Consider the following 25,917-nt stretch of genomic DNA (forward strand, 5'->3'; position numbering starts at 1 on the left):
CAAACGGCTCCGAACTTAGGTAAAGTTCACGCAAAAGTAGGAGGCGACGATGACCCATCGCGTCGGTGTGATCGGGGCCGGCCCCGGCGTCGCCGCACTGCACCTGCCGACGCTGGCGCGCCTGAGCGATCTGTTCGCAGTGACGCACGTCGCCGACGCCGGGAGCGGCCGTGCCGCCGCGCTCGCCGCCCGCACGGGCGCCCGCTCGTCGGCCGGCGCCGAGCAGCTGCTGGCCGACCCGGACATCGGCGTGGTCGCGATCTGCAGTCCGCCCGACGAGCACGCCGGTCACATCCTCGCGGCGGTCGCCGCCGGCAAGCGGGCCATCCTGTGCGAGAAGCCCGTGGCCACCAGTGTCGCCGACGCCGAGAAGGCCGTCGACGCCTGCCGCGAGGCGGGGGTCGCGCTGGTCGTCGGGACCAACCACTACTACGACCCGGCCTGGGGACGCGCGCGCCACCACCTCTCGGCCTCTGGCGGCCCCGTCGTCTCGATCTCGGTGACCCTCGCCCTCCCGCCGAACGGTCGCTACCACGACGTGGTGACCGAGGTGGCGGCCCCGTTCGCGGCGCGCCCGGCGCCCGATCTCTCACGCCCGGAGGTCGCCGCCGGCGTCGTCCGGGCGCTGGTCACGGGGCTCGCCATCCACGACCTCCCTCTTGTCCGCGATCTCGCACCACGGTTCGAGCGCGTCGCCTTCGCGCGCGCCCTCGCGCCGATCGGATTCGCCGTGGGCTTCGTCGCGAGCGGCATCCCGGTCCAGTTCACGACCGTCATGCTGCCCGGCGGTGCCGACGCGCTGTGGCGGGTCACCGTCACCACGACCCGCGACCGGCTGGACGTGACGTTCCCGCCCGCCTTCGTGCACGCGGGCAGCGCCGGCGTCCGCGTGCTCACCGCGGACGGCCGCGACACGACGTACGACCGCGATCCGGGCGACGGCTACCTCGCCGAATGGCGCGCGCTCGCGGAGCTCATCGACAGCGGCATGCCCGTGGAGTACGACGAGCTCCTCGACGACGTGCGCTACGCCTCGACGCTCGCCGACCAGGCCGCCGCCCTCGCGGGGGTGCCGGCGTGACCGTCGCGGTGTCCACGACGCTGCAGCCCTATCGCGTCGCCGCGGCGGAGCTGCCGCAGAGCGTCCGCCTCGCCGGCGACCCGTCCGGCGCGGTGGTCGCGATCGGCGGGGAGCGATGGACGGATGCCGCCGAGCGCGCGATCCGCGCCGGCGCTGCCGCCGTCGTGGTGAGGCGCCCGGGGGCGGCGCCCCTCGACGACCTCGCGCGGCTCGCTGAGCTCGCGATCCCGATCGTGCTCGATCGCCCGCTGCTCCGGGCCGATGCCGTCGTGGCCGCCCGCGCGGCGCTGGACGGCGCCGGTCCGTCCGCGACGGCGACCGTGGAGTGCCACGCACCGTCCCGCGCGCTGCGCGACGCGCTCCGTGACGCGGTGGGCTGGACGCGGGTCCTGCTCGGCGCCGACCCCCGGGTGTCGTCCTCGAGCTTCGACGGCTCGGCGTCGGGCGGCCGCGGGCTCGCCCTGCTCGAGGCGCCCGGCGGCGTCCCGGCGTCCGTCATCGCAGCCGCGACGCCCGGCGCCCCTCCGCTCGGACGCGTGCGCGCCATGCGCCTCGGTGAGACGCTCGTCGAGTTCGACGGCGACGAGCACCAGCAGCGGATCGAGGTCGCCGATGCCGCCGGCCGACGCGTCCTCCCGCGGCTGTTCGAGTCGCCCGAGCGGGTGGCGCTGCGCCGCGCCGTCGCGGCGGTCCTGGCCGGCCAGGCGACGCGCGACGTGGCGGAGTTCGCGCACGACGACGGGCTGGCGGCGGTGCTCGGCGACGCCGTGACTGCATAAACGGCGTCGATCCGAGGGATAGCCGATATGGCATTCCCGGATATGCCCGACTCCGACGAAAGTGGGATGCGGGATCACCCGCCAGCTCTTCCGAAAGGGTCGATGATGATCAAGCTCCTGTCCCACCTCTCCTATGTGGAGATCACGTCGCCGGATGTCGAGGCATCCGTCGACTTCTACGTCAACCAGGTCGGCCTGACCGTCGTCGACCGCGTCGACGGCGCCGTCTACCTCCGCTGCTGGGGCGACTACTACGCCTACAGCGTGGTCGTCGTGCCGGGCGACGAGCCCTCGCTCGTGACCGCCGCGTGGCGCACCTCCAGCGAGGAGGCGCTCGAGGAGGCCGCCAAGCGCGTCGAGGCCGCCGGTGTCCAGGGCCAGTGGGTCGACGTGCACAAGATCGGCCGCGCCTACCGCTTCACCGGCCCGTGGGGCCACACCCTCACGCTGCACTGGGACGTCACCCGCCACCACGACACCGAGGGCGACGCCGCGTCGATCTACCCCGACCGCCCGTCGCGTCGCAGCAAGGTCGCGGGCGCCCCGCGTCAGCTCGACCACGTCACGATCGCCACGAGCGACGTGGACGGCTTCGTCCAGTGGTACGTCGACGTGCTCGGCTTCCGCTTCATGGCGCGCACGGTGCTCGACGAGGCGCCCATCTCGGTCTTCTCGGTCCTCACCACGAACGAGAAGTCGCACGACCTCGGCGTCGTCCTCGACGGCTCCAGCCGCGCCGGCCGCGTGAACCACTACGCCTTCTGGGTCGACACGCGCGAGGAGCTGCTCATCGCGGCGGACGTCCTCGGCGAGAACGGCTACCCGATCGAGTACGGCCCGTCGATCCACGGCATCGGCGAGCAGAACTTCCTCTACTACCGCGAGCCGTCGTCGCTGCGCATCGAGCTCAACACCGGCGGGTACCGCAACTACGTGCCGGACTGGGAGGCGAACACCTGGAAGCCGTCCCAGGGGTCGAACAACTTCTACCGCAACAGCGTCATGCCGATGTCGATGACGGAGTCCTTCCCGCCCGCCGACGGACCGTCGGCGACCGAGGAGGGCGTGCCGGACGAGATCAAGGCGGCGCTCTTCAACCCCTACGCCAAGCACGGCCAGGGCTGACAGGCTCGGGGGTGGGGGTGCCGACAGCGCCCCCGCCCTCGCACCCCGTTCCGAACCACGGACATGGAGACACGATGACGACGACGTCGACAGCAGGACTCACCGCCCCCTTCGCCCTCGCGCGCTACCGCGACGGCGATTCCGTGCGTCTGGGCCTCGTCGCCGGCGACCGCATCCGCGCGGTCTCGGCCGACGAGCTCGGCGCCGCCGACCTCAACGCCTTCCTCGCACAGCCCGACTGGGACCGCCTGCGCCTGCTCGCCGACGCGGAGAGCGAGGGGTGGATGCCGCTGACAGACGTCGTGCTCACGGCTCCGGTCGAGCCGCGGCAGGTGCTGCAGGCGGGTGCCAACTACCGGACGCACGTCGTGCAGCTGATCATGGCCGGTCTCACCAAGGGCGGCGAGGCGCGGCTGTCGCCGGACGAGGTGCGGGCCAAGGCGGAGAGCATCATGGACGCCCGTGCCGCGAGCGGGCGCCCTTTCATCTTCCTGGGACTGCCCCAGTGCGTCGTCGGCGACGACGTGCCGCTCGTGCTGCCGGACTACAGCGAGACCCATGACTGGGAGCTCGAGCTGGCCGTCGTGATCGGCCGCGAGGCCTTCCGCGTCGACCCCGAGCACGCACTGGACCATGTCGCCGGCTACACCATCGTCAACGACATCACGACCCGTGATCGCGTCTTCCCGCCCGATGTGGGCGACATCGGCGCCGACTGGTACCGCTCCAAGAACGCTCCGGGTTTCCTCCCCGCCGGGCCCTTCCTCGTGCCGTCGACCTTCGTCGACCCGAGCGACCTGTCGGTGAAGCTGGAGCTCAACGGCGATGTGATGCAGGATGCCACGACCGCCGAGCTGGTCTTCGATGTCAAGACGCTCGTCGCGGCGGCATCCCAGACCCTTCCGCTCCTGCCGGGCGACCTCCTGCTCACGGGAAGCCCCGCAGGCAACGGCCAGCACTGGAAGCGGTTCCTGCGGGACGGCGACGTCATGACGGGCTCCATCGCGGGCCTCGGCACGCAGGTGGTCCGCTGCCTCGCAGAGGGGCCGGCGGCATGACCGGTCCGAGCGAGAACCCCGCAGACCTCGACCGGCAGGGCCCCGAGGCCGAGATCGCCGCGCGCGCCGAGGCGTTCCGCAACTGGGGCCGCTGGGGCCAGGACGACGTGCTGGGCACCCTGAACTTCATCGACGAGGCCAAGCGGACAGAGGCCGCCGCGCTCGTGCGCAGCGGCGAGGCGATCTCGCTGGCCCAGGCGTTCGACACCAACGGCCCGCAGAAGGGCTGGCGCCGGCGCACCAACCCGGTGCACACCATGACGGACACCGGCACGGACGCCGAGCGTGGCAACCAGGGATTCCCGCACGGCATCGGCGGCGCGGACGACGTCATCGCGATGCCGCTGCAGTGCTCGACGCAGTGGGACGGGCTCGGGCACATCTTCGACCACGGCAACGCGTGGAACGGCCGGCGGGCGGGCGACGTCGTCACCAGCGACGGCGACCTCGTCACGGGCATCGAGCACGCGGCATCCGTCATCGTGTCCCGTGGCGTGCTGCTCGACGTCGGCCGCCACCTCTCGCCCGCGACCGGCGAGCTCGCCGACGGGTACGCCATCACCGTCGCCGACCTCGAGGCGACCATCGCGGCGCAGGGGGAGTCCAGCCGCGTCGGCCGCGGGGACATCGTGCTCGTGCGCACCGGCCAGTACGCGCGCACACGCCGCGACGGGTGGGGCGACTACGCCGGCGGACCGGCGCCGGGCCTCTCGCTCACCACGGCCGGGTGGCTGCACCGCACCGAGATCGCGGCGATCGCCACCGACACCTGGGGGTTCGAGGTGCGCCCGAACGAGTTCGACGCACCCGCCTTCCAGCCGCTGCACCAGGTGGTGATCCCCAACATGGGGCTGACCATCGGAGAGATGTGGAACCTCGACGCCCTCGCCGACGCCTGTGCGCGCGGCGGGCGCTACGACTTCCTGCTCTCGGCGGCGCCGCTGCCCATCACCGGGGCCGTCGGGTCTCCGATCAACCCGATCGCCATCCTCTAGCCACTTCATCCGCACCATCCAGAACAGGGAGGTTCTGACATGACCGCAGTCCGCAAGGTCGCCATCGCCGGAAGCGGCGTCGCGGGACTCGCCGCCGCCATCCAGCTCGCGAAGGCCGGCGTCGACGTCGACGTCTTCGAGGCCAAGCCCGAGCTCACCGCGCTCGGCTCGGGCATCTCGCTGCAGGGCAACGCGCTGCGGGTGTTCGACGCCCTCGGCGCGTGGGACGACATCAACGCCGCCGGCTTCGCCTTCGAGGGGCTCAACCTGCGCGCCCCCGGTCCCGGCGCCCCGGTCGTCGCGGCGCTGCCGGACCTCAAGACCGGCGGACCCGACTACCCGTCGAGCATGGGGATACCGCGGGCAGACCTGGCGCGGATCCTGTCCGAGCACGCGCAGAGGGCCGGCGCACGCCTGCACTTCGGTGCGGACATCAGCGGTCTCGACGCGCGCGCCGACGGCGCCGTCGAGGTGTTCGTCGCCGGCGAGTCGGTCGGAGAGTTCGATCTGCTCATCGGTGCAGACGGACTCAACTCGAAGGTGCGCGGACTCATCGGCATCGAGACCAAGCCCGAGCCGACGGGCATGGGCATCTGGCGGGCCTTCGTCTCGCGTCCGGCGGAGGTGGAGAGCACGGAGCTCTACTACGGCGGACCGATGTACATCGCCGGCTACACGCCCACGGGCGACGACAGCATGTACGCGTTCCTGGTCGAGAAGGCCCAGGACCGCTTCGGCCTGTCCGACGAGGAGGCCAGCCGCATCATGCTCGAGGAGTCCCGCGCCTACGACGGGCCCTGGAACGCGATCCGCGCCGACCTCGAGAACGGTGCGCACGCGAACTACACATGGTTCACCCAGCACATCGTCGAGGAGCCGTGGAACCGCGGCCGCGTCGTCATCATCGGCGACGCCGCGCACTCGTGCCCCCCGACGATCGCTCAGGGCGCCGCCCAGGGCCTCGAGGACGCGCTCGTCCTGACCGAGCTGCTGGTGCAGCGCGACGCCGTCGACCAGCAGCTGTGGGACGAGTTCCACGCGCGACGCCTGCCGCGGGCGAAGGCCGTGGTCGAGGCATCCGTGCAACTCGGCCAATGGCAGCTCGACGGCGTCCGCGACGCCGACGCCGGTGGTCTCATGTTCGGCATCGCACAGATGACGGCGCAGCCGGCATGACCACCGACGTCCACGCGCACCTCCTCCTGCCCGCCCTGCACGACGAGGTGGTGCGCCGTGCGCCCGAGCTCGTCGCCGAGGCGGCGGAGCTGGAGCGGCGCCGCAACGGCATCGAGAGCCTCCAGGCGTCCGGCGCCATGGTCGGGGCACGCATCCCGAAGCTCACCGACGTCGGCGCCCGGCTCGCGGCGATGGACGCGCAGGGCGTCGACCGGCAGTGGGTGAGCGTCTCGCCCAACCACTTCTATCCGTGGGCGCCCGAGGGCCTCGCGGTGTGGGTGGCGGGGGAGACCAACCGGCTCATCGCCGAGCACGTCTCCCGTGCGCCCGACCGCCTCACCGGATTGGGCGTGGTGCCGCTGCAGCACCCGGAGCGGATCGTGGAGTACCTCGACGACGCCGTGCTCGGCCGGGGCCTCGCGGGCGTGGAGATCTCGTCGTTCGCCGGCGACGTCGAGCTGTCGGACGAGCGTCTCGAGCCGTTCTGGGCGCGCGCTGCCGAGCTCGGCTGCGTCGTGTTCCTGCACCCGTTCGGCTGCAGCCTCGACGAGCGCCTGGACCGGTTCTACCTGTCCAACACCGTGGGGCAGCCGACCGAGAACGCGGTCGCGCTGTCGCACCTCATCTTCGCGGGGGTGCTGGATCGTCACCCTGACCTGAAGATCGTGGCCGCCCACGGCGGGGGATACCTTCCGTTCGCGATCGGTCGCTCCGACCGCGCGTGGGGCGTCCGCCCCGAGGCGCGCCGCTGCGCGCACGCGCCCTCGAGCTACCTCAAGAAGCTGTGGTTCGACACCGTCGTGCACGACCCGGTCGCGCTGCGGCACCTGGTCGAGGTGGCGGGCGGCTCGCGGGTGCTGCTGGGCAGCGACTTCCCGTTCGACATGGGCCTGGACGACCCGGTGTCGTTCGTGCGCGGCGCGGACCTGCCGCCGGAGCTGACCGAGCGCATCCTCTCGAGCAACGCCGAGGCGCTCCTCCAGACGCGGGTGCGCGCATGAGGATCGCGCGCTGGGAGTCCGGCGGCGCCGTCGGCGAGGGGTTCGTCGTCGGCGACCGCGTCATGCCGTTCCCCGACGGCGAGACCGTCGCGGGGATCCTGGCGGGAGGGCTGGATGCCGCGCGCGCCGCGTTCGCGCGGATCGACCGGTCCGGCGGCACGGCGCTGGCCGACGTGCGCCTGCTGGCGCCGCTGGTCCCGGCATCCGTCCGCGACTTCGTGGCGTTCGAGGAGCACGTCGAGGGCGTGAGCGCCGGCGTGGAGGGCAAGAGCTTCGTCGCGCCGGAGTGGTACGAGGCTCCGACGTTCTACTTCACCAACCCGCACACGATCCTCGGCCCCGGCGACACGCTCCGGCCGCCCGTCACCGAGCGGCTCGACTTCGAGCTGGAGCTCGCCGTCGTCGTGGGGGGAGAGCCCGGTGCGAACCTCGACCCGGAGGCCGCGGCATCCCGCATCTTCGGCTACACGATCATGAACGACTGGTCGGCGCGCGACCTGCAGGGCCGTGAGATGAAGGTGCGGCTCGGGCCGGCCAAGGGCAAGGACTTCGGCACGAGCCTCGGCCCGTGGATCGTCACGGCCGACGAGCTGGAGCCGTTCCTCGACGCCGACGGGTTCCTCGCGGTGCGCGCCGAGGTGCGCGTCAACGGCGAGCTGATCGGCGAGGACCTCGTCTCGAACATGGGCTGGCCCTTCCCCGAGCTGGTCGCCTACGCGTCGCGCAACTCCCGCGTCGTGGCGGGCGACGTGCTCGGCAGCGGCACGGTCGGCAACGGCGGATGCCTCGGCGAGCTGTGGGGCCGCAACGGCGGCCTCGTCCCCCCGCCGCTGGGCGAGGGCGACGAGGTGCGCATGACGGTGGAGGGGATCGGCGAGCTCGTCGGTCTCGTGGGAGAGTCCGTCCCCGCCCCCCAGCCGACTGTGGCGCGCCCGCGCCCGCGTGTGCGGCACCGCGGCTGACAAGGCGTGCACTTATGTTGATTTCTTGCTAAAGAATGGCTAGAATCGACGGTGACGTCGGGGCCGCTGCCGGCCCGTCCCCTGCCGCGAAGGCGCGCGGGGGCACATCCCGTCGCGTCGATCGCCCGGTCGTACGGGCCACAACGCGTATGAGCATGTCACCCTGGCGGATCCGCCTCCTGATCGTCTCGCTGCTGACGGTCGCGATCCTCGGAGCGCTCGACCACACCATCGTCGCGACGTCCCTCGCGACCGTCGCCGGTGACCTCGGCGCCCTCGCCCAGATGGGCTGGATCGTCGTCGGCTACACCCTCGCCAGCACCGTGCTGCTGCCGATCCTCGGCAAGCTCGGCGACGCGGCAGGCCCGCGGGGCGTGTTCCTCGTGTCGCTCGTGCTCTTCCTCGTCGCATCGCTGGCGTGCGGCTTCGCGCAGGACATGCCCCAGCTGATCGCCGCGCGCGTGGTGCAGGGCATGAGCTCGGCGGGGCTGCACCTCATGTCGCAGACGATCGTCGCCCGGGTCACCACGCCGCGCGAGCGACCCCGGTACCTGGCGATCATCGGCGCCGCCTTCCCCGTCGCGATCCTGGTCGGCCCCGTGCTCGGCGGCCTGATCACCGACTACTGGGGCTGGCCCTGGGTGTTCTGGATCAACATCCCGTTCGGGGTCGCGGCGCTCCTCCTCGCGCTCATCGCCGTCCCGCGCCTCCCCGGCTTCGGTCGGCGGCGCTTCGACATCGCCGGCGCGCTCTCGTTCGCGGTCGGCATGGTCGCACTCGTGCTCGCCGTCACCTGGGTCGGCGATCCCGCGCGGGCCGCGGCATCCGTCGTCTCGTTCGTCATCGCCGCCATGGCCTTCGCGGCGTTCTTCCTCATCGAGCTGCGCGCCCCCGAGCCGCTCGTGCCGCTGCGGCTCTTCGCCGACCGGACCATCGCGGCCGGGACGGCGTTGTCGGCCATCATCGGCATCGGACTGTTCTCGATCACGGCGTACCTGCCGACCTACTTCCAGATGGCCTACCGCACCAGCGCGACCGTGTCGGGCCTCGTCCCCATCGCGACGGTGTTCGGGATGCTGGTGTCCAACCTCGCGACCGGATGGCTGGTGAGCCGCACGGGCCACTACCGCGTCTACTGCATCGTGGGCACCGCGCTCGGCGCAGCGGGACTCTTCGTGATGGCGCTGCTGCCGGTGGGGCTGCCGCTGTGGGTGCCGATGGTCGTCATGGCCGTCGTCGGGATCGGCACCGGGGCGTTCATGAGCCTCGTCATCGCCGTCGTGCAGAGCGCCGCGCCGCGCCGCGACACCGGCAGCATGACCGCTGCCGTCAACCTCGTGCGGCAGATCGGGTCGACCGTCGCGACGGCGATCGTCGGCGGTGTCATCGGGCTCGGCGTCGCGGCGCTCCTGCCGTCGTCCCTCGACGCCGCGACGCTGACGCCCCAGTTCGTGCACGAGGCATCCGTCGCCGTCCAGACGGAGGTCGCCGCCATCTACAGCAGCGTCTTCGCCCCGGTTTTCGCGGCGCTCGCCGCCACCTACGCCGTGGGCGTCGTCGCCGCCGTCCTGCTTCCCGCCGGGCGGCTCTCGGACGAGTCCGAGCACGCCCCCGCCCCCAGCTCCGAACCGCTCACCGCGTGACCAGAAGAGGTACTCCGATGTCTCACACCCCCATCGTCGCCATCGTCGGCTCAGGGCCGATCGGCTCCGCCTACGCCAGGGTGATCCTCGAGGGCTCTCCCGAGGCTCGGGTCGTCATGTTCGAGGCCGGCCCGCAGCTGACGGCGGTGCCCGGCGAGAGCGTCCGCAACATCGCCGACCCGGACGAGAAGGCCCGCGCCCGCGAGATGTCGCAGGGACCGCAGTCCGGCGCGTTCCGTGAGAGCCTCGGCATCCCCGCCGGGGTGGTCGTCGAGGGCATGTTCACGGCACGCCAGGGAACGCACCTGCTCGACTTCGGGGGACCCGGCTCGGCGCACGCCCCCACCTTCCGGGCAGCCGCCGCGGCCACCAACGTCGGCGGCCAGGGCGCGCACTGGACGTGCGCCATCCCGCGTCCCGCGTTCAGCGAGAAGGTCGACTTCATCGACGACGGCGAGTGGGAGGAGCTGATCACGGCGGCCGAGGCGCTGCTGCACGCGCAGAGCGCCGCGTTCGCCGACTCGCCCATCGGCTCTGCCATCCGCTCCCTGCTCGACGCGGAGTTCGGCGCCGAGCTGCCGGAGGGCTACGGCGTGGGCACCCTGCCCGTCGCCGGCGACCCGCAGCCCGACGGCTCCATGGTGTGGGCGGGCGCGAACACCGTCCTCGGCCCGCTCATCGAGGAGGGCACGCCCGAGTCGGCACGATTCGAGCTGCGCGACCTGACGCTCGTGCGCCGGATCGAGCACGAGGGCGGCGCGGTGACCGGCGTCACGATCGAGGACCTGCGCACGAAGGAGATGTCGTTCTTCCCGGCCGACGTCGTGGTGGTGGCCGCCGACGCGTTCCGCTCGCCGCAGCTGCTGTGGGCCAGCGGCATCCGTCCCCGCGCCCTCGGCCGCTACCTCACCGAGCATCACGTCGTCATCACGACCGTCGCCCTGGACGAGGAGCGCATGAGCGGCCTCATCTCGGAGGAGGCGTTCGCGGCCGAGCTCGCGCGCCGCGCGCAGAACGCGGCCGACCCGGTCGCCGCCGTCAACCGCATCCCGTTCTCGGAGCCAGACCACCCCTTGTCGCTGCAGGTGATGTACGCCGAGAACCCGCCGTTCCCGCTCGACCCGTCGCACCCGGCGGCGGGCAACCGGTGGGGCTACGTGAACATGGGCTACGGCGTGCGCAAGCACCCCCGCGTCGAGGACGGGGTCACCTTCGACGACGCCGAGCTCGACTACCGCGGCTTCCCGAACATGACGATCGAGTACGCGCTGACCGATGCCGAGCAGCCCGAGCTCGACGAGGCCCACGAGCGGGTACGGCGTGCCGGCGCGGCGCTCGGGGCGTTCGTCGCCGAGCCTCGGCTCCTCCCGAACGGCTCGAGCCTGCACTACATGGGCACCATGCGCATGGGCGCTGCCGACGACGGCACGTCGGTCGCCGACCCGTGGTCGCGCGTGTGGGGGTTCGACAACCTCGTCGTCGGCGGGAACGCACTCATCCCCACGGCCAACACGATGAACCCGACGCTCATGAGCGTCGCGATCGCGGTGCGCGGCGCGCGCCGGGTCGTCGAGCAGGTGTCGGGCACGCGGGTCGAGGAGGTCGCCCGCTGACGCCGATCGTGCTGTCGAGATCGTGCGTTCTCGCCGAGATGACACGACGCGGGCGCCCAGGACGTGTCATCTCGGCGAGATCATGCGATCTCGGCGACGGGACCGGACGCGGCGGCTCCGTCAGGGCCTGCCGATGCGGTCGGCCATGAACTTGGCGCCGGCCGACGAGGTGGCGCCGCCGTCGACCGGGATCTCGGCGCCGGTGAGGTAGGACGCGGCGTCCGAGAGCAGGAACGCGACGAGCTCGGCGACCTCGTCGGCGTCGCCCAGCCGCTCGAGCGGCGTCAGCGCGAGCTGCGCGTCGCGCATGACCTCGGGGGCGCTCGCCGTCATGGGCGTCTCGATGAAGCCGGGGTGCACGACGTTGACCCGGATGCCCCGTGGGCCGAGCTCGGTGGCAGCCACGTGGGTGAGTCCGCGCAGGCCCCACTTCGACGTCGTGTAGGCGACGGGGTAGTGCGCGTTGAGGGCCGCCGACGATCCGATGTTGACGATCGACGACCCGCTGCCCATCAGGGGTGCGAGCGCATGGATGCCGAGCATCGGCCCCGTCAGGTTGACCGCGAGCACGCGGTCCCAGTCGGCGCGCGCGACAGCGCCCAGCCGGGCACGATGCGTGATGCCGGCGTTGTTCACCAGACCGCGCAGCGGCTCGCCGCGGAGGCTCTCCGCGAGCTCGGCGGCGAGGCCCGCCCAGCCGGCTTCGTCCGTGACGTCGAGCCGACGGTGCTCGATTCCCGGCGCCTCGGCGGTGGCATCCGTCACGTCCGTCGCGATCACGCGCGCACCCGCGGCCGCGAGCAGGCGAGCCTCGGCAGCCCCCTGCCCGCCGCCCGCACCCGTCACGACGACCGTGCGTCCCTCGAGCCCCGGATAGCTGGTCATGGGGCGACCGTAGCCCGTGCCCCGGGCGCGCGGGAACGGGCATCTGCTGATGGCCCGCATCGGAATCCGCGAATCCACCGTGCGGCGCGTTGGTGAGGGCGGCCCGGCGCGGTCACCCGTCGTGTCGAGCCGAGGATCAGAGCCCGCGCGCCGCCCTCACGAGCTCGGCGTAGACGCCCGCGCTCGGCTTGGCGGTCCGCTCGAAGGTCTCGCGGTCGACGGAGTGCAGCCCGAGCTTCGGGCCGTATCCGAAGATCCACTCGAAGTTGTCCATGAGGGTCCAGTGGCAGTAGCCGATCACGGGCACGCCGTCGGCGATCGCCTGCGCGAGGCCATCCAGGGAGGGCTCGATGAAGGCGGCGCGGATGCTGTCATCCTCGGTCCCGATCCCGTGCTCGCTCACGAGCACCGGCACCTGGGCGACCGAGTGCACGTACTCGACGGCGCCGCGCAGCGAGTCCGGCTCGACGGCCGTCCCCATCCCGTTCACGGCGACGCCGTCTGCCGGACGCACCTGACCGTCCGGGCCGTAGATGATGCGCTCGTAGTTCTGCACTCCGATGAAGTCGTCCTCCCGGGCGAGTGCGAGCCAGTGCTCGTAGACCTCGGCGCGCTTGCGGTCGCGCAGCTCCTCGCCGCCGGGGGCGGCGACATCGTCGACGACCGCGAGTGACAGGCCCACCGGCAGCTCCGGCCGGTGCGCCTTGATCGCGGCCTTCGCCGCCTGGTGGCCGGCAGTCATCCCCGCCCGCATCGCGGCGAAGTCCTCGGGCAGCATGACGTTGCCGGCGCGGTACCGCTCGACGCCCGCCGCCGCCGAGGCGGCCGCCAGCGTGGCGCGCTCGAGGTCGGCGACGAACGACGGCAGATCCGCCCACGTGAGCATCTCGGGCAGGTCGGGCTCGTTGAAGGTGACGGCGAGGCGGATGCGGTCGCCGAAGCGTTCCATCACCCTGCCGCAGTAGCGGGCGAACAACTCGGGCGCCTCGGGGTCCAGCCACGCTCCGCGCGCCGCGAACCAGTGCGGCGACGTGAAGTGATTGAAGGTGACGATCGGGGCGAGCCCGCGGGCGTGGCATCCGTCGACGACCGCCTCGTAGTGCGCCAGCGCCCCTTCGGAGAACTCGCCCTCGGTGGGCTCGACGCGGGCCCACTCGACCGAGAAGCGATAGGCGTTGAGGTTCATCCCGGCGACGAGGTCCAGGTCGGACTCCCACAGCTCCCAGCCGTTCGTCGCCTTGCCCGACCGGTCCTGGAACACCGATGGCGTGACGTTCTCGAGGAACCACGTGTCGCTGTGGACGTTGTCGCCTTCGTTCTGGTGGCCGGCGGTGGCGACTCCCCAGAGGAAGTCGGCGGGGAAGGATGCTGCGGGCATGAGTGGTCCTCTCTGACTCTCGTCGATCCTCTCACATTTGTTCAGTGTATGAAAACCTGTTTCACTGTAAGCAACGCCTGAGAGGAGCAGCGTTAGGCGTTCGCTAACGCAGCCCAGCCCGGATCCGAATGGCCAAACCGGCCGCACCGGGTCAACCTGTACCGAAGGATCGACTCCCGATCAGCGATCCGCGACCACTGAAGTCCGCACCAGCACACCACGATCACAGGAGATCAGGATGTCTCGAATCACCACAGCGCGCGGCGCCGCCGTCCTTGCCGCCGTCGCCGCCTCAGCTCTGGCGCTCAGCGCCTGCACGGCGCCCGGCGGCTCGGGGGGCACCAGCGGCGAGCCCGCCGACACGTCGGTCCTCGTCATCGGCCTCGACTCCGACCAGGCCGCGCTCGGCTACGACCCGCTGCGCTACGGCAGTGGCCAGCGCATGTTCTTCGAGGGGGTCTACGACTCCCTCTTCCTCCTCGACGAAGAAGGGCAGGTCGTCCCCGACCTCGTGACGAACTTCGAGTACAACGAGGACCAGACGCAGCTCACGCTCGACCTCGACACGAGCGCGGCGTTCGCCGACGGCTCCACCGTGACGGCCGATCTCGTGAAGCAGAACCTCGACTTCCGCGGTGACCCCGACCTGTCGGCGTACAGCGGATTCGCGGGGGGCGGCGAGCAGGAGATCTCGGAGGTCACCGTCGTGGACGACGACACCGTCACGCTGACCTTCGCGGCTCCGCAACCCGGGTTCGAGGCCAACCTCGTGCTTCCCGCCGGCGCGATCGTGGGCGCCGCCGGCGTCGCCGACCGCAGCACCCTCGATGCCACGGCCGACGGCTCGGGACCGCTCGAGGTCGACACCGATGCCACGATCAAGGGCAACTCGTACCTGCTGGTCAAGAAGGAGGACCACCCCGACGTCGACGCGTACCCCTACGACTCGTACGAGTTCCGCCCGATCCTCGACCCGCAGGCGCGCGTGAACGCCGCCATCTCGGGCGAGGTCGACCTGGCCTTCATCACCAGCGCCACGCAGGACCAGGTCGAGGCCGCCGGGGTCGGACTCGTCGCCAACGGCGGCGTCGTGCAGAACCTGCTGCCCTTCGACAAGAACGGCAGCCTCGCGCCGCAGTTCGGCGACCCGCGCGTGTGGAAGGCCCTGTCGATCGCGATCGACCGCGAGGCCTACGTCGCCGCGGTGCACCCGGGTGACATCCCGACCGCGAACGCGCTTCCTGCCGAGAGCCCCGGCTACATCCCCGAGCTCGAGGACGACTACGCGTACGACCCCGAGGGGGCCAAGGAGCTCCTGGCGGAGGCGGGCTACCCCGACGGCTTCGCGTTCGACTTCACGATCAGCCAGCAGAGCCAGCGCGACCTCGAGGCGCTGCAGCCGTACTGGGCCGAGATCGGCGTGGACGTCTCGCTGAAGAACGCCTCGTCGACGGAGGAGATCTTCGCCGCCGTGCAGACGCAGCCCCTGGGCGGCCCGATCGCGCTGACGTGGACGAACCCTCCCGGCAACGTGTTCGGGGTGCTGTTCGGCTTCGCGAACTTCCACGGCGCCGAGAACGCCGAGATCCAGGCGGCGGCCGGCGCGTACGGCGCGGCGGCGGGCTCCGGTGATGATGACGCTCAGGCGGCGGCCCTGACCGATCTCAACGCGGCGATCGTCGAGTCCGGCTGGCTGCTCCCGCTCTTCGAGCAGCTGTCTCCCTGGGCCTACAACGAGGCGGTCCTCGAGGAGCCGACCTTCCCCGGGACGGACTCGTTCCCGATCCTCTCGGCGCTCCAGCCGGCGTCCTGACAGGCTCCGGTGCGGCGGCGGCCCTCGCCGCCGCCGCACCGGACACACCAGGGAGTGATGATGCTCACCTTCGTGCTCAAGCGGATCGCGTTCGCGATCCTCACCCTCGTCGTGGCCACGATGCTCGCCTTCGTGCTCGTCCACCTGTCCGGGTCCACGCCCGGCGGGGTGGCGCTCGGCATGGCGGGCACCCCGGAGCAGGTCGAGGCCTACAACATCGAGGTCGGCTGGTACGACCCGTGGATCGTGCAGTACCTCAGCTGGTGGGGACAGGTCCTGCAGGGAGACCTCGGCGTCTCGCTCATCGACGGGCGCCCGATCGGCCCCGACATCGCCAAGCGCCTGCCGGTCACCGCCGCCCTCGCCGTGCTCGGCACGCTCGTCAGCGCCCTCTTCGGGATCACGATGGGCGTCGTGGCCGCCGTGCGCGGAGGAGCGGTGGACCGCGGAATCACCGCGCTCTCCGGCATCCTGCTCTCCCTTCCCGCGTTCTGGGTGGGCGTCCTGCTCGTATACGTCTTCGCCGTTCAGATGCGGCTGCTTCCCGCGACGGGATTCGTGCCGTTCGCCGTGAACCCCGAGGCGTGGGCGAGGTCGCTGGTGCTGCCGGTGCTGACGATCGCGATCACCTCCGCGGCCGGCCTCGCGCGGCAGACCCGGGCCTCCATGGGAGAGGCGCTCACCCAGGAGCACATGCGCACCCTGCGCGCCGTCGGCACGCCCACGTGGCGCATCGTCTACGTCCATGCGCTGCGCAGCGCGAGCCTGCCGATCCTGGCGAGCGTCGCGATCCAGTTCATCATCCTGTTCGGCGGCTCGGTCATCATCGAGGTGCTCTTCGCGCTCCCCGGCATCGGGCAGGCCATGCAGGCGGCGGTCGGCTCGGCCGACCTGCCCTTCGTCCAGGCGCTGGTGCTGGTCGCGACGCTCGTCGTCGTGGTCGTGAACCTCGGCCTCGAACTCCTCAACCGCGTCCTCGACCCGAAGCTGCGTGCATCATGACCATCGACACCACCTCGATCCTGCGCATCCGCAAGCCGCAGCGGCGGCTCGGCGGTCGCGTCCTGCGCTCGCCGGCGGCCGTGCTGTCGATCATCTGGCTGGTGGGACTCGTGCTCGCCTCGCTCACGTCGCCGCTGTGGCTGCGCTACGGTCCGCTCGAGCAGGACCTGTCGGCCGTGCTCCAGGGCCCCTCGTGGGCGCACCTCCTCGGCACGGACGAACTCGGCCGCGACCTGCTGTCCCGCATCGTCACCGCGGCCGCCCCGACGCTGCTGATCGCGGTCATCACCCCGATCGTCGCCGTGCTGGTCACCGTCCCGATCACGCTGTGGGCGGCGCGCTACGCGCGCGCCGAGGGCGTGGTCAACCGGGTCAGCGAGATCGTGCTCTCCCTTCCCGGCACCGTGATCATCCTGGCGTTCATCGCCGCGGTCGGCACCAACATGCCGCTGGTCATGGTCGCCTTCGGGCTGCTGCTGTTCGGCGCGCTCTACCGCGTCTTCTTCGGTCAGGCGAAGTCGCTGCACCAGCAGCTGTACGTCGAGGCTGCCGCCGTCGACGGCGTGAGGCCGATGACGGCGAGCCTGCGCCACGTGCTTCCGAACATGTCGACCACGGTCATCGTCCAGTTCGTGCTGCTGTTCGGCGCGGCGATCGGGCTGCAGGCGGGACTGGCCTTCATCGGGCTCGGCCCCCAGCCGCCCGAGCCCACGTGGGGCGGCATGGTGCAGACCGCGTCGCAGTACATCTTCCAGCAGCCCTGGATGATGATCCCGACGGGCGGCGTGCTCGCGCTCACGATCATCGCCGCGAACTCGCTGGCCGATGTGCTCGCCGGGGGCTCCGCGATGCCGCCCTCCCTCGTCTCACTGAAGCGCAGGAAGGCGCCGACGAATGCCCCGGCCGCCGCGGGGGAAACGCCCGCCGCGGCGCCGGCGCCGGTCGCGGCATCCGAATCCCTCGTTCCCGCGGATGCGGACGGCGCGCTGCTCGTCCAGAACCTGGTCATCGGCGTCGACGACGGGCCCGAGCTCGTCTCCGGTGTCTCCCTCCGCGTCGGGGCCGGCCGGGTGCTGGGCCTCGTGGGCGAATCGGGCTGCGGCAAGAGCGTCACGTCGTACGCGATGCTCGGGCTGCTCGCCCCGGGGCTGTCGGTGCGGTCCGGCAGCATCCGGTGGAACGGCGTCGACCTGGCCCGTGCCGACGAGAAGACGCTGCAGCGCACCCGCGGGCACGAGATCGCGTTCATCTCGCAGGAGCCGACCCGTGCGCTCGACCCGATGTTCACGGTCGGCTGGCAGCTCGCGGCATCCGTCAAGCGGCTCCGCGGAGTGGGCGGCCGCGAGGCGAAGCGCATCGCGCTGCAGCTGCTGACAGACGTGGGGATCGTCGACCCGCCCCGCGTGCTCAAGAGCTACCCGCACCAGATCTCGGGCGGCATGGCCCAGCGCGTCGCGACCGCCCTGGCGCTGTCGGGCACGCCGAAGCTGCTGATCGCCGACGAGCCGACCACCGCGCTCGACGTCACCGTGCAGGCGGAGATCCTCGGACTGCTGCGCGGGCTGATCGCCGAGCGCGAGATGTCGATCATCCTCGTGACGCACGACCTCGGCGTCGTCGCCGACCTGTGCGACGACGTGTCGGTGATGTACGCCGGGCAGATCGTCGAGTCCGGGACCGTGCGCGATGTGCTCGTGCGCCCCGAGCACCCGTACACGATGGCGCTGCTGGCCGCCGACCCGCACGCGATCATCGACTTCGAGGGGACGACCCGCCTCGCGTCCATCCCCGGTCAGGTGCCCCTGCCGGGATCGTGGACGAGCGGATGCCGCTTCGCCGCGAGGTGCCGGTTCGCCCGGGACGAGTGCAAGACAGCGATCCCGCTCCTGCCGCGCGCGGAGGGCGAGGGCGGCGTGCGCTGCATCCGCCGCGACGAGGTCGAGGGCAGACAAGAGGAGTGGCGCCGTCCGGTCGCCGTCGGAGGAGAGCTATGAGCGCGCTACGGCCTGTCGTGATCTCGCCGGACGCCCCGCTGCTGGAGGTGCGCAACCTCTCGATCCGCTACGGGCGGAAGGGGCCGCTCGCCGTCGAGGACGTGTCGTTCACGATCGGCCGCGGCGAGACCCTGGGCCTGATCGGCGAGTCGGGTTCGGGCAAGACCACGATCGGGCGCGCCATCCTCGGGCTGGTGCCGGTCACGAGCGGGCAGATCATCTTCGAGGGACGCGACATCACCCGGCTGAGCGCCGCGGATCGCCGCACCCTGCAGGGCGACCTGCGCGCCGTCTTCCAGGACCCGTTCTCGTCTCTCAACCCCCGCAGGCCCATCGGCGACGCGCTCGGCGAACCGCTGCGCGTCGCGGGCGTGCCGCGCGCGGAGCGCACGTGGAGGGTGCAGGCGGCGCTCGAATCCGTGGGCCTCGCGCCCGGCTCGGAGGATCGCTATCCGCGCCAGTTCTCGGGCGGTCAGCGCCAGCGCATCGCGATCGCGCGCGCGCTCGTCACCGACCCGCGCCTCGTCGTCTGCGACGAGGCGGTCAGCGCGCTCGACCTGTCGACGCAGGCCCAGGTGCTGAACCTGCTCTCGGACCTGCGCGCCGGCGCCGATCTCGGCTACCTGTTCATCGCGCACGACATGGCCGTCGTCGAGTTCCTCGCCCAGCGGGTGGTCGTGCTGAACCGCGGCCGGATCGTCGAGCAGGGCGAGACCGCCGAGGTGATGCGCAACCCGCAGGCCCACTACACCCGCGTCCTCATGGCGGCGTCGCCCGTGCCCGATCCCGACGAGCAGGCCCGCAGACGCGAAGCATGGCAGGCGCTCAGGGCGGCGGCATCCGTCCCCGCCGCCTGAGCGGGGTCAGTGGAACGTCGCGTCGACGATCGGAGACAGGGCCTGGGCGGTCTCGCGGAACGACGTGACCATGGGGTTCGGGCTGTCGCTCAGGCTGCACAGCACGATGGTCGCCGGTTCGATGTCGGAGATCGGGATGAACGCCAGTTCGTCGCGGCGATAGTGCTGACTGGCCGACTGCCCGGCGATGTTCACGCCCGCGCCGGCGGCGACCAGCTCGAGCAGCCCCTCGACGCTGTCGGCGGTGGGTCCGCGCTGGGGTCGCGTGCCGTCGGGGCGAGGGTCGACGAGCCACCAGTTCACGACCTCGGCCGGACCGTTCGCCACCGAGACGAACATCTCGTCGCCGGTCTCGAGGATCGAGATCGACTCGCGTCCGGCGAACGGATGATCGGCCCGCACGACGAGCACGCGCGCCTCCCGCCAGAGCGGTTCGGCGCGGACGCGCGGCGGCAGCAGCATGGGCCACGGTGCGAAGACGACGTCGACGCGCCCGCCCTCGAGCTCCTCGGCGACGTCGAAGAAGCCCAGCCGGCGCATCTCGATGCGCGCCTGTGGGATCGCCTGCATCGTCGCCGCGATCGCCGCGGTGGTCAGGCTGCCCGCCCCGGCGGCCACGACCCCGACCCGCAGCATCGGAGCGTTGCGATCGCGTCGGATCGAGCGGCCCCAGCTGAGCAGCTGGTCGTGGTCGTCCTGCACCCGACGGGCGAGGGGCAGCAGCTCGCGCCCGTAGGCGGTCAGCTCCACCTTGCGGGGGCTGCGATCGAACAGCTTGACGTCGAGCTGCTGCTCGAGGCGGCTGATCTGCTGACTCAGCGACGGAGGCGTGATGCTGAGGCGTTCCGCAGCCCGTCCGAAGTGCAGCTCCTCGGCGAGCACACAGAAATAGCGGATCACGTGGATAGGCACATCCATGGTCCGAATCTTAGCTTCCGGCTAACGCCGGGTAGGGAGCTCGAACTTCCGCCTGCCGCGCGCTCTGGCGAGACTTGAGGCACCCGGAGCAGTTGTTCGGAACGACCCGATGCTCCGTCTGCCTAACGGCACCGCGTTCTTACAAGGAGGTAAGCATGACCACTTTCCCTGCCGACGACCCCGACAAGGTCCCCTTCGCAGGCGTCCTACCGGCGTCGCCCAGGCCGTTCGTCCTCGGCGAAGGGCAGGGGGAGAAGTCGCTCGTCTTCGACCAGCTCTTCTCGATCCTGCTGTCGGCCGACGAGACCGACGACCAGTACGGAGCCTTCACCATGGTCGGCCCGAAGGGCGACCGCATCCCGGCCCACAAGCACTTCAAGACGCACGAGATCTTCTATGTCGTGGACGGCGAGATCAGCATCTGGATGGACGACGAGGCCGACTACCATTCCAAGACCACACTGACGACGGGTGACTTCGCATACATCCCCGCGAACATCGTGCACGCGTTCCAGATCCACAACACGACCAAGGTGTTCGGTGTGGGCACGGCCGGCTTCGAGCGGTTCTTCCACGCGATGGGCCAGAAGACCGATCTCACCGAGCCCCAGGGCGTCTACGTGCCCGACTACCCGACCATGCGTGCTGCGGGCGAGAAGTACTGGACGCAGTTCATGCCCGAGTTCCGGTTCCGCGACTGACTCCGATGCCCTCGATCCTCGAGGTCGACGTCGCCCAGCCGGAGGGATCCCGCCCGCTCTCGCTCGATCTGCGCACACCCGGCGCCGCCGGCGCGCCCCTCGTCGTGTTCCTGCACGGCGGGGGGTGGCGACGCGGCAGCCGCAAGGTGTTCACGCCCGGCATCGGCGAAGCCCGGTCGTTCGACCGCATCGTCGCCGCAGGGTTCGCGGTCGCCTCGTGCGAATACCGACTGAGCGCCGAAGCGCGCTTTCCGGCGCAGCTGGACGACGTGGACGCCGCGCTCGCCTGGCTGCAGGCCCACGGCGCCGAACACGGAGCGGATGCCTCGCGCATCGTGCTGTGGGGGGTCTCGGCCGGTGCGACGCTCGCCGCCCTGGCGGGACTCCGCCGAGACGACATCCGCGGCGTCGTGGATTGGTTCGGCCCGGCCGACCTGTTCGCGATGGCCGAACACGACACCGGCGAAGCGCCCGTGGACACCCGGGAGGCGCAGTGGTTGGGCGGCCCTGCAGCAGATCGCCCGGAGGTCGCACGTCTGGCTTCGCCGGCGCTGCAGGTGCGCGCCGGGGCGCCCCCGTTCCACATCGCGCACGGCACGGCCGACGAGCACGTCCCCTTCGCGCAGAGCGAGGCACTGGCCGCGGCCCTGCGTGCGGTCGGCGTCGGCGTCGAGCTCCGCCCCGTTCCCGGCGGCAGACACTTCTGGGAGGGGCTCGGCGACACCGACGTGGTGTTCGATCGGGCCATCGACTTCGTCGCCCGCGTCACCGGGCACAACCGAGAGGATCACCGATGACCCGAACGCATGACGTCGCACTGGAGGGTGGCGGCTACGACTTCCGGGTGCGGGTCTACCCGGCCCGCGAGCCGAACGGCGCACTGCTGGTGTGGCTGCACGGCGGCGCGTTCATGTTCGGCACGCTCGAGATGCCCGAAGCCGACCAGGTCGGCCGGCGCCTCAGCGCGGGCGGTGTCACGGTGGTGTCGGTCGACTACACGCTGGCGCCGCTGGACGCCCTCGAGGTGCTCGGTCCGCCGGACCCCGACGCCGACATCCCGTCTCCCGAGCAGATCCGCGCCGAGATGGAGGCCGCCGGTCCCCGGGCGCGATTCCCCGTCGCCGGCCTGCAGATCGTCGCCGCCTTCGACTGGGCCGTCGCGAACGCCCGCAGGTACGGCGCGGACCCCGAGCGGGTGTCGCTCGGCGGCGCGAGCGCCGGCGCGAACCTGTCCGCCGGCGCCGCGATGCGGCTGCGCGACCGTGGCACCACGGCGCCACGCGTGCTCGCCCTCGTCTACCCGTCGCTGCACGACGGCATCCTGCCGCCGAACGACGAGACCGCCGAGCTGTTGACGCACGTCCCTGCGGCGCATCTGTTCACGCCCGAGAGCCGGGACGCGATCAACCGCAACTATCTGCCCGACGGCCACGACCCCGAGGGCTACGCGTTCGCGGGCGGCCACGACCTGGCGGGCCTCCCCGAGGTGCTGATCGTCAACGCGGAGCTCGACAGCCTGCGGCCGTCGGGCGAGGCCTTCGCAGCCGAGCTGGCCGCAGCGAGCGTCGACGTCCGCGTCGTGCGCGAGCGCGGCGCGATGCACGGCTACCTCAACGAGATCGGGCATCCCGCGGCGGAGCACACTCTCGCTCTGCTCGCCGAGACCCTTTCTCCGCCGAGTGACCGCGTCCTCGCCGAATGACCACGGTGTCGGCGCCGAGGACGTGGTCTCTCGACGAGATCGGGGTTACTCGACGAAGCGTGGGGCGCCGGACTCAGGTCGAGCGCAGCAGGCGCGAGATGTCGTCGGCGGTCGCCTGCAGGCGCGTGAGCAGCGGGCCGCGCAGCGCGGCGACGTCATGACGCGACGACGCGACCGCGATGTTGATCGCCGCGGCGGGCCTGGAGGCATCCCGGCCGAAGACCGGCACCGAGACCGAGCGCAGGCCGGCGGCGACCTCCTGATCCTGCAGCGAGTAGCCCTGCTCGCGGATCTCGGTGAGTCGCGCGCGCAGCTCGTCGAGCGACCGGGCGGCGTTGGGGCCGGCATCCGCCCCGAAATCGTGGTTCGAAAGCGCCGCGGCCAGCTCGGCGTCGCTGAGATACGCGAGCAGGAGCTTGCCCATGGAGGTGTACGCCGCGGGCAGCGTCGAGCCCACCTGGATGTTCGCGGTGACGAGGTCGGAGTTGCGCAGGCGCGCGAGGTAGAGCACCTGGTCACCGACCAGCACGCCGAGGTTCACGGTCTCGCCGGTCTCCTCGGCGAGGTGGCGGAGGGGCTGCTCGCTGAGCTGGACGAGGCTCGACCCGCGCAGCGCCGCCGACCCGAGGAGGAGCACCGCCACTCCCGGCCGGATGCTGCCGTCGGGCAGCCGCTCGAGATAGCCGCCCTCCTCGAGCGTCGCGACGACGCGGAACGCCGTCGGCATCGGGATCCCGGTGCGGTCGGAGACCTCGCGCAGCTTCAGCGACGTCACGGACTCGTCGAAGAGCCGAAGGACGTCGAGGCCTTTCGCGAGCGCCTCGATGCGGTAGCGGCTGGCGGTCTTCCCGGGTGTGTCGGCCGCGGAGTCGGCGTCGTCTCGGGCGGGCGACTCATCCGGAGTTTTCATCGTGTGAAACCGTATCTGCTGGTCTGGATGCCGGCAATGTCAGGGCCGCACGCGGAAGACGCGCAGCTGCAGGGCGAGCGTGGCGTAATAGCCCACGAGCACGGTGAGCTCGAACACGCCTTCGGCGCCGAGAGCCGCGGATGCCTCGTCCCAGGCCTCGTCGCTGAGATCACCGTCGAGCAGCCGCATGGTGGCGACCGCGACGACCGCGTCGACACCCGTGAACGACGTGATGTCGCCGTCGCGCAGCGCGCTGAGCTCGGGCGGGGTGAGGCCCGCCGCCGATCCCACGGCTTCGTGCGCCTCCCGCTCGAACTCGCTGTCCCACCGGGCGGCCACCAGGAGGATGGCGATCTCGCGGGCACGGCCCGTCAGGGTGCCGCGGTAACGGACGGCGGCTCCCACGCTCTGCAGGGCGGCCCCCAGCTCGGGGGCGAGCAGGAAGGCGTTGAACGGCCCGCGCAGCGAGCCGTCGGCGCGCGTGAGCGCGAAGTGCTGGGGTCCCTGCGCACGCGGTCCGCTCGCGATGGCGTCGTAGAGCTCCCGCTGCGCGCCGGTCAGCGCCTCCGGGGGGAACGGTGGCACGCGCTCGGTCATCGGCTCGTCCGTTTGACGGATCATGGCGATCAGTATACGTTCATTCAACGAAATCAACTTTCATTTAGTGAACTGAGCGAGAGAAGCGTCATGGCCGACACCATTCCCCAGCGGGGCGTCGACCCCGACTGGCTGGGCCTGAGAGGCTCGCGCGTCCTCGTCGCCGGAGCCGGCGGCATCGGCGGCGCGTGCGCTCTGGCGTACGCCGGGGTCGGGGCATCCGTCGCCGTCGTCGACCGCGATCAGCGTGCCCTCGATGCGCTCGGCACGCACCTGTCGGAGATGAGTGCCCGCCACGAGCTGATCCAGGCGGACCTCACCGAGCACGGGGCGGGGGAGCGGGTCGTCGCGGACATCGTCGAGCGGCTCGGCGGCCTGGACGTGCTGCTGCACGCCGTCGGCATCAACGACCGGCGCCCGATCCTCGATTTCACCGAGGACGAGTGGGACCGCATCCTGCGCGTCAACCTCTCGTCGCTGTTCGGGCTCGCGCAGGCCGCGGGTCGGCACATGGTCGCGCAGGGGCATGGGCGCGTCCTGGCGCTGTCGAGCGTGTCGGGGCTGCTGGCGCACCACTCGCACGGCCCGTATGCGGCCTCGAAGGGCGGCATCAACCAGCTGCTGCGCGTCATGGCACGCGAGTGGGCCTCGGCGGGCGTCACCGTCAACGCGCTGGCTCCCGGCTACATCGAGACGCCCCTGACCGCCGGCCACCTGTCCAAGCCGGGCAAGCGCGAAGAGCTCGAGAGCCTCGTGCCGGCGGGCCGGCTGGGCACCCCGGACGAGCTCACCGGTCCCGCGCTCTTCCTGTCCTCACGTCATGCCGGATTCGTCACCGGCCATGTCATGTACATCGACGGCGGACGCACGCTCGTCTGAGCGCGCTCGACGATTGGAGAACCCATGACCGACCCCACATCCCAGATCTACCCCCGCTTCGCCGGCAAGACGGTGCTCGTCACAGGAGCCGGCACCGGCTTCGGCGCCGAGATCGCCGTGCGCGCCGCGCAGGAGGGCGCCAAGGTCGCCGTGCACTACCGCTCGTCGAGGGCGGGCGCCGAGGCGACGCTCGAGCGCATCCGCGAGGCGGGCAGCGACGGCATCCTGGTGCAGGCCGACATCGGCTCGTGGGACCAGATCAAGCGCATGGCCGACGAGGTGTTCGAGGCCTTCGGGGTGCTCGACGTGCTCGTCAACAACGTCGGCGACGTCTCGAGCGAGCAGATGTCATGGCGCGACCTCACGCAGGAGGCCCTCGACGCGGTCGTCGACGTCGACGTGAAGGGCACGCTCCTCATGACGCACGAGTTCGGCGAGCGGATGCTCGAGCAGGGCCACGGCAACATCATCAACGTCGGCTCGACCGTCATCGTGCGCGGGTCGCCTCGCGCGCCGCAGTACGCGGCGGCGAAGTACGCGATCCTCGGCATCACCAAGTCCTACGCAAAGGTGCTGGCGCCCGCGGTGCGGGTCAACACCTTCGCTCCGGGCTTCATGGAGACCGAGCGTCTGCTCCAGCGCGAGGACTGGAAGAGCGGCCGGCGCGAGGTGCTGATCTCGCAGACGCCGATGGGCGTCATCCCGCCGCCGGAGTTCGTCGCCGGCACCTGCCTGTGGCTGGCGACGGATGAGTCCGCACACCTCACCGGCGGCTACCTGCTCGCCGACGGCGGCTTCAACATGGTCGGCGCCTGAGCGCCGCCGGACGACATCAAGGAGAGAACGAA

The 25,917-nt window shown here is 71.5% G+C and carries 24 protein-coding genes; 19 read left to right on the forward strand and 5 right to left on the reverse strand.

Going from position 1 to position 25,917, the window contains the following annotated elements:
* The first annotated feature begins 49 nt into the window (after positions 1–49).
* The 10 genes from V6R91_RS04175 to V6R91_RS04220 all read left to right on the forward strand — a co-directional run bounded on the left by V6R91_RS04175 (position 50) and on the right by V6R91_RS04220 (position 11,433).
* Positions 50–1,081 carry a Gfo/Idh/MocA family protein gene (locus tag V6R91_RS04175; RefSeq protein ID WP_336394325.1) on the forward strand — a complete coding sequence of 344 codons (1,032 nt, stop codon included), beginning with the start codon at positions 50–52 and terminating at the stop codon, positions 1,079–1,081.
* Positions 1,078–1,860, forward strand: coding sequence for a hypothetical protein (locus V6R91_RS04180; RefSeq protein ID WP_336394326.1), 783 nt, complete (start codon positions 1,078–1,080; stop codon positions 1,858–1,860). The genes V6R91_RS04175 and V6R91_RS04180 overlap by 4 nt, the downstream gene beginning before the upstream one ends.
* 105 nt (positions 1,861–1,965) lie before the next feature.
* Positions 1,966–2,985, forward strand: coding sequence for a VOC family protein (locus V6R91_RS04185; protein WP_336395039.1), 1,020 nt, complete (start codon positions 1,966–1,968; stop codon positions 2,983–2,985).
* Between the two features lie 74 nt (positions 2,986–3,059).
* Entirely contained in the window at positions 3,060–4,043 is a 984-nt protein-coding gene (locus tag V6R91_RS04190; RefSeq protein ID WP_336394327.1) for a fumarylacetoacetate hydrolase family protein, read from the forward strand.
* Positions 4,040–5,038 carry a cyclase family protein gene (locus V6R91_RS04195; protein ID WP_336394328.1) on the forward strand — a complete coding sequence of 333 codons (999 nt, stop codon included), beginning with the start codon at positions 4,040–4,042 and terminating at the stop codon, positions 5,036–5,038. Before V6R91_RS04190 ends, V6R91_RS04195 begins: the two co-directional genes overlap by 4 nt.
* 39 nt (positions 5,039–5,077) lie before the next feature.
* Positions 5,078–6,214: an FAD-dependent monooxygenase gene (locus V6R91_RS04200; protein ID WP_336394329.1), complete on the forward strand. Its 1,137-nt coding sequence runs from the start codon at positions 5,078–5,080 to the stop codon at positions 6,212–6,214.
* A complete protein-coding gene (locus tag V6R91_RS04205) occupies positions 6,211–7,215 on the forward strand; it encodes an amidohydrolase family protein (protein ID WP_336394330.1) in 1,005 nt (334 codons plus the stop codon). Before V6R91_RS04200 ends, V6R91_RS04205 begins: the two co-directional genes overlap by 4 nt.
* Positions 7,212–8,177 carry a fumarylacetoacetate hydrolase family protein gene (locus tag V6R91_RS04210; protein ID WP_336394331.1) on the forward strand — a complete coding sequence of 322 codons (966 nt, stop codon included), beginning with the start codon at positions 7,212–7,214 and terminating at the stop codon, positions 8,175–8,177. Before V6R91_RS04205 ends, V6R91_RS04210 begins: the two co-directional genes overlap by 4 nt.
* Before the next feature lie 149 nt (positions 8,178–8,326).
* The gene (locus tag V6R91_RS04215; RefSeq protein WP_336394332.1) at positions 8,327–9,820 is read left to right on the forward strand and encodes an MFS transporter; all 1,494 of its coding nucleotides are present in this window, start codon (positions 8,327–8,329) and stop codon (positions 9,818–9,820) included.
* Positions 9,821–9,837: 17 nt separating this feature from the next.
* The gene (locus V6R91_RS04220) at positions 9,838–11,433 is read left to right on the forward strand and encodes a GMC oxidoreductase (protein ID WP_336394333.1); all 1,596 of its coding nucleotides are present in this window, start codon (positions 9,838–9,840) and stop codon (positions 11,431–11,433) included.
* A gap of 120 nt (positions 11,434–11,553) precedes the next feature.
* Here V6R91_RS04220 and V6R91_RS04225 read toward each other — a convergent pair whose 3' ends face one another.
* Positions 11,554–12,318: an SDR family NAD(P)-dependent oxidoreductase gene (locus V6R91_RS04225; protein ID WP_336394334.1), complete on the reverse strand. Its 765-nt coding sequence runs from the start codon at positions 12,316–12,318 to the stop codon at positions 11,554–11,556.
* A 136-nt stretch (positions 12,319–12,454) separates the two neighbouring features.
* Positions 12,455–13,696: a glycoside hydrolase family 1 protein gene (locus V6R91_RS04230; protein ID WP_336394335.1), complete on the reverse strand. Its 1,242-nt coding sequence runs from the start codon at positions 13,694–13,696 to the stop codon at positions 12,455–12,457.
* A gap of 238 nt (positions 13,697–13,934) precedes the next feature.
* Here V6R91_RS04230 and V6R91_RS04235 point away from each other — a divergent pair, with 238 nt between their 5' ends.
* Genes V6R91_RS04235 through V6R91_RS04250 form a run of 4 tightly spaced genes read left to right on the forward strand, consistent with a single transcriptional unit; the run spans position 13,935 to position 19,362 of the window.
* A complete protein-coding gene (locus tag V6R91_RS04235; protein WP_336394336.1) occupies positions 13,935–15,509 on the forward strand; it encodes an ABC transporter substrate-binding protein in 1,575 nt (524 codons plus the stop codon).
* A 57-nt stretch (positions 15,510–15,566) separates the two neighbouring features.
* Positions 15,567–16,511 (forward strand): ABC transporter permease, encoded by a 945-nt coding sequence (locus tag V6R91_RS04240; RefSeq protein WP_336394337.1) that lies wholly within the window; start codon positions 15,567–15,569, stop codon positions 16,509–16,511.
* Entirely contained in the window at positions 16,508–18,505 is a 1,998-nt protein-coding gene (locus V6R91_RS04245) for a dipeptide/oligopeptide/nickel ABC transporter permease/ATP-binding protein (RefSeq protein ID WP_336394338.1), read from the forward strand. The genes V6R91_RS04240 and V6R91_RS04245 overlap by 4 nt, the downstream gene beginning before the upstream one ends.
* Positions 18,502–19,362, forward strand: coding sequence for an ATP-binding cassette domain-containing protein (locus V6R91_RS04250; protein WP_194396796.1), 861 nt, complete (start codon positions 18,502–18,504; stop codon positions 19,360–19,362). The genes V6R91_RS04245 and V6R91_RS04250 overlap by 4 nt, the downstream gene beginning before the upstream one ends.
* Before the next feature lie 6 nt (positions 19,363–19,368).
* Here the strand turns inward: V6R91_RS04250 and V6R91_RS04255 are convergent, their stop codons facing one another.
* Positions 19,369–20,280, reverse strand: a complete 912-nt coding sequence (locus tag V6R91_RS04255) for a LysR family transcriptional regulator (RefSeq protein WP_194396795.1) — start codon at positions 20,278–20,280, stop codon at positions 19,369–19,371.
* A gap of 155 nt (positions 20,281–20,435) precedes the next feature.
* On the opposite strand from V6R91_RS04255, the gene V6R91_RS04260 reads away from it, so the two are divergent.
* The 3 genes from V6R91_RS04260 to V6R91_RS04270 are packed head-to-tail and all read left to right on the forward strand — an operon-like array spanning position 20,436 to position 22,683.
* Positions 20,436–20,981 (forward strand): quercetin 2,3-dioxygenase, encoded by a 546-nt coding sequence (locus V6R91_RS04260; protein WP_336394339.1) that lies wholly within the window; start codon positions 20,436–20,438, stop codon positions 20,979–20,981.
* A gap of 5 nt (positions 20,982–20,986) precedes the next feature.
* Positions 20,987–21,778, forward strand: coding sequence for an alpha/beta hydrolase (locus tag V6R91_RS04265; protein WP_336394340.1), 792 nt, complete (start codon positions 20,987–20,989; stop codon positions 21,776–21,778).
* Positions 21,775–22,683, forward strand: a complete 909-nt coding sequence (locus V6R91_RS04270; protein ID WP_336394341.1) for an alpha/beta hydrolase fold domain-containing protein — start codon at positions 21,775–21,777, stop codon at positions 22,681–22,683. The genes V6R91_RS04265 and V6R91_RS04270 overlap by 4 nt, the downstream gene beginning before the upstream one ends.
* Positions 22,684–22,756: 73 nt before the next feature.
* Here the strand turns inward: V6R91_RS04270 and V6R91_RS04275 are convergent, their stop codons facing one another.
* Both V6R91_RS04275 and V6R91_RS04280 read right to left on the reverse strand, forming a co-directional pair.
* The gene (locus V6R91_RS04275) at positions 22,757–23,593 is read right to left on the reverse strand and encodes an IclR family transcriptional regulator (RefSeq protein ID WP_336394342.1); all 837 of its coding nucleotides are present in this window, start codon (positions 23,591–23,593) and stop codon (positions 22,757–22,759) included.
* 39 nt (positions 23,594–23,632) lie between these two features.
* Positions 23,633–24,214 (reverse strand): carboxymuconolactone decarboxylase family protein, encoded by a 582-nt coding sequence (locus V6R91_RS04280; RefSeq protein ID WP_336394343.1) that lies wholly within the window; start codon positions 24,212–24,214, stop codon positions 23,633–23,635.
* A 66-nt stretch (positions 24,215–24,280) separates the two neighbouring features.
* Here V6R91_RS04280 and V6R91_RS04285 point away from each other — a divergent pair, with 66 nt between their 5' ends.
* Together V6R91_RS04285 and V6R91_RS04290 are read left to right on the forward strand one after the other, a co-directional pair.
* Entirely contained in the window at positions 24,281–25,069 is a 789-nt protein-coding gene (locus V6R91_RS04285) for an SDR family NAD(P)-dependent oxidoreductase (protein ID WP_336394344.1), read from the forward strand.
* Positions 25,070–25,093: 24 nt separating this feature from the next.
* Positions 25,094–25,885, forward strand: coding sequence for an SDR family NAD(P)-dependent oxidoreductase (locus V6R91_RS04290; protein WP_194396789.1), 792 nt, complete (start codon positions 25,094–25,096; stop codon positions 25,883–25,885).
* The last annotated feature ends 32 nt before the right edge of the window (positions 25,886–25,917 follow it).

Source organism: Microbacterium sp. CCNWLW41, from assembly GCF_037083505.1.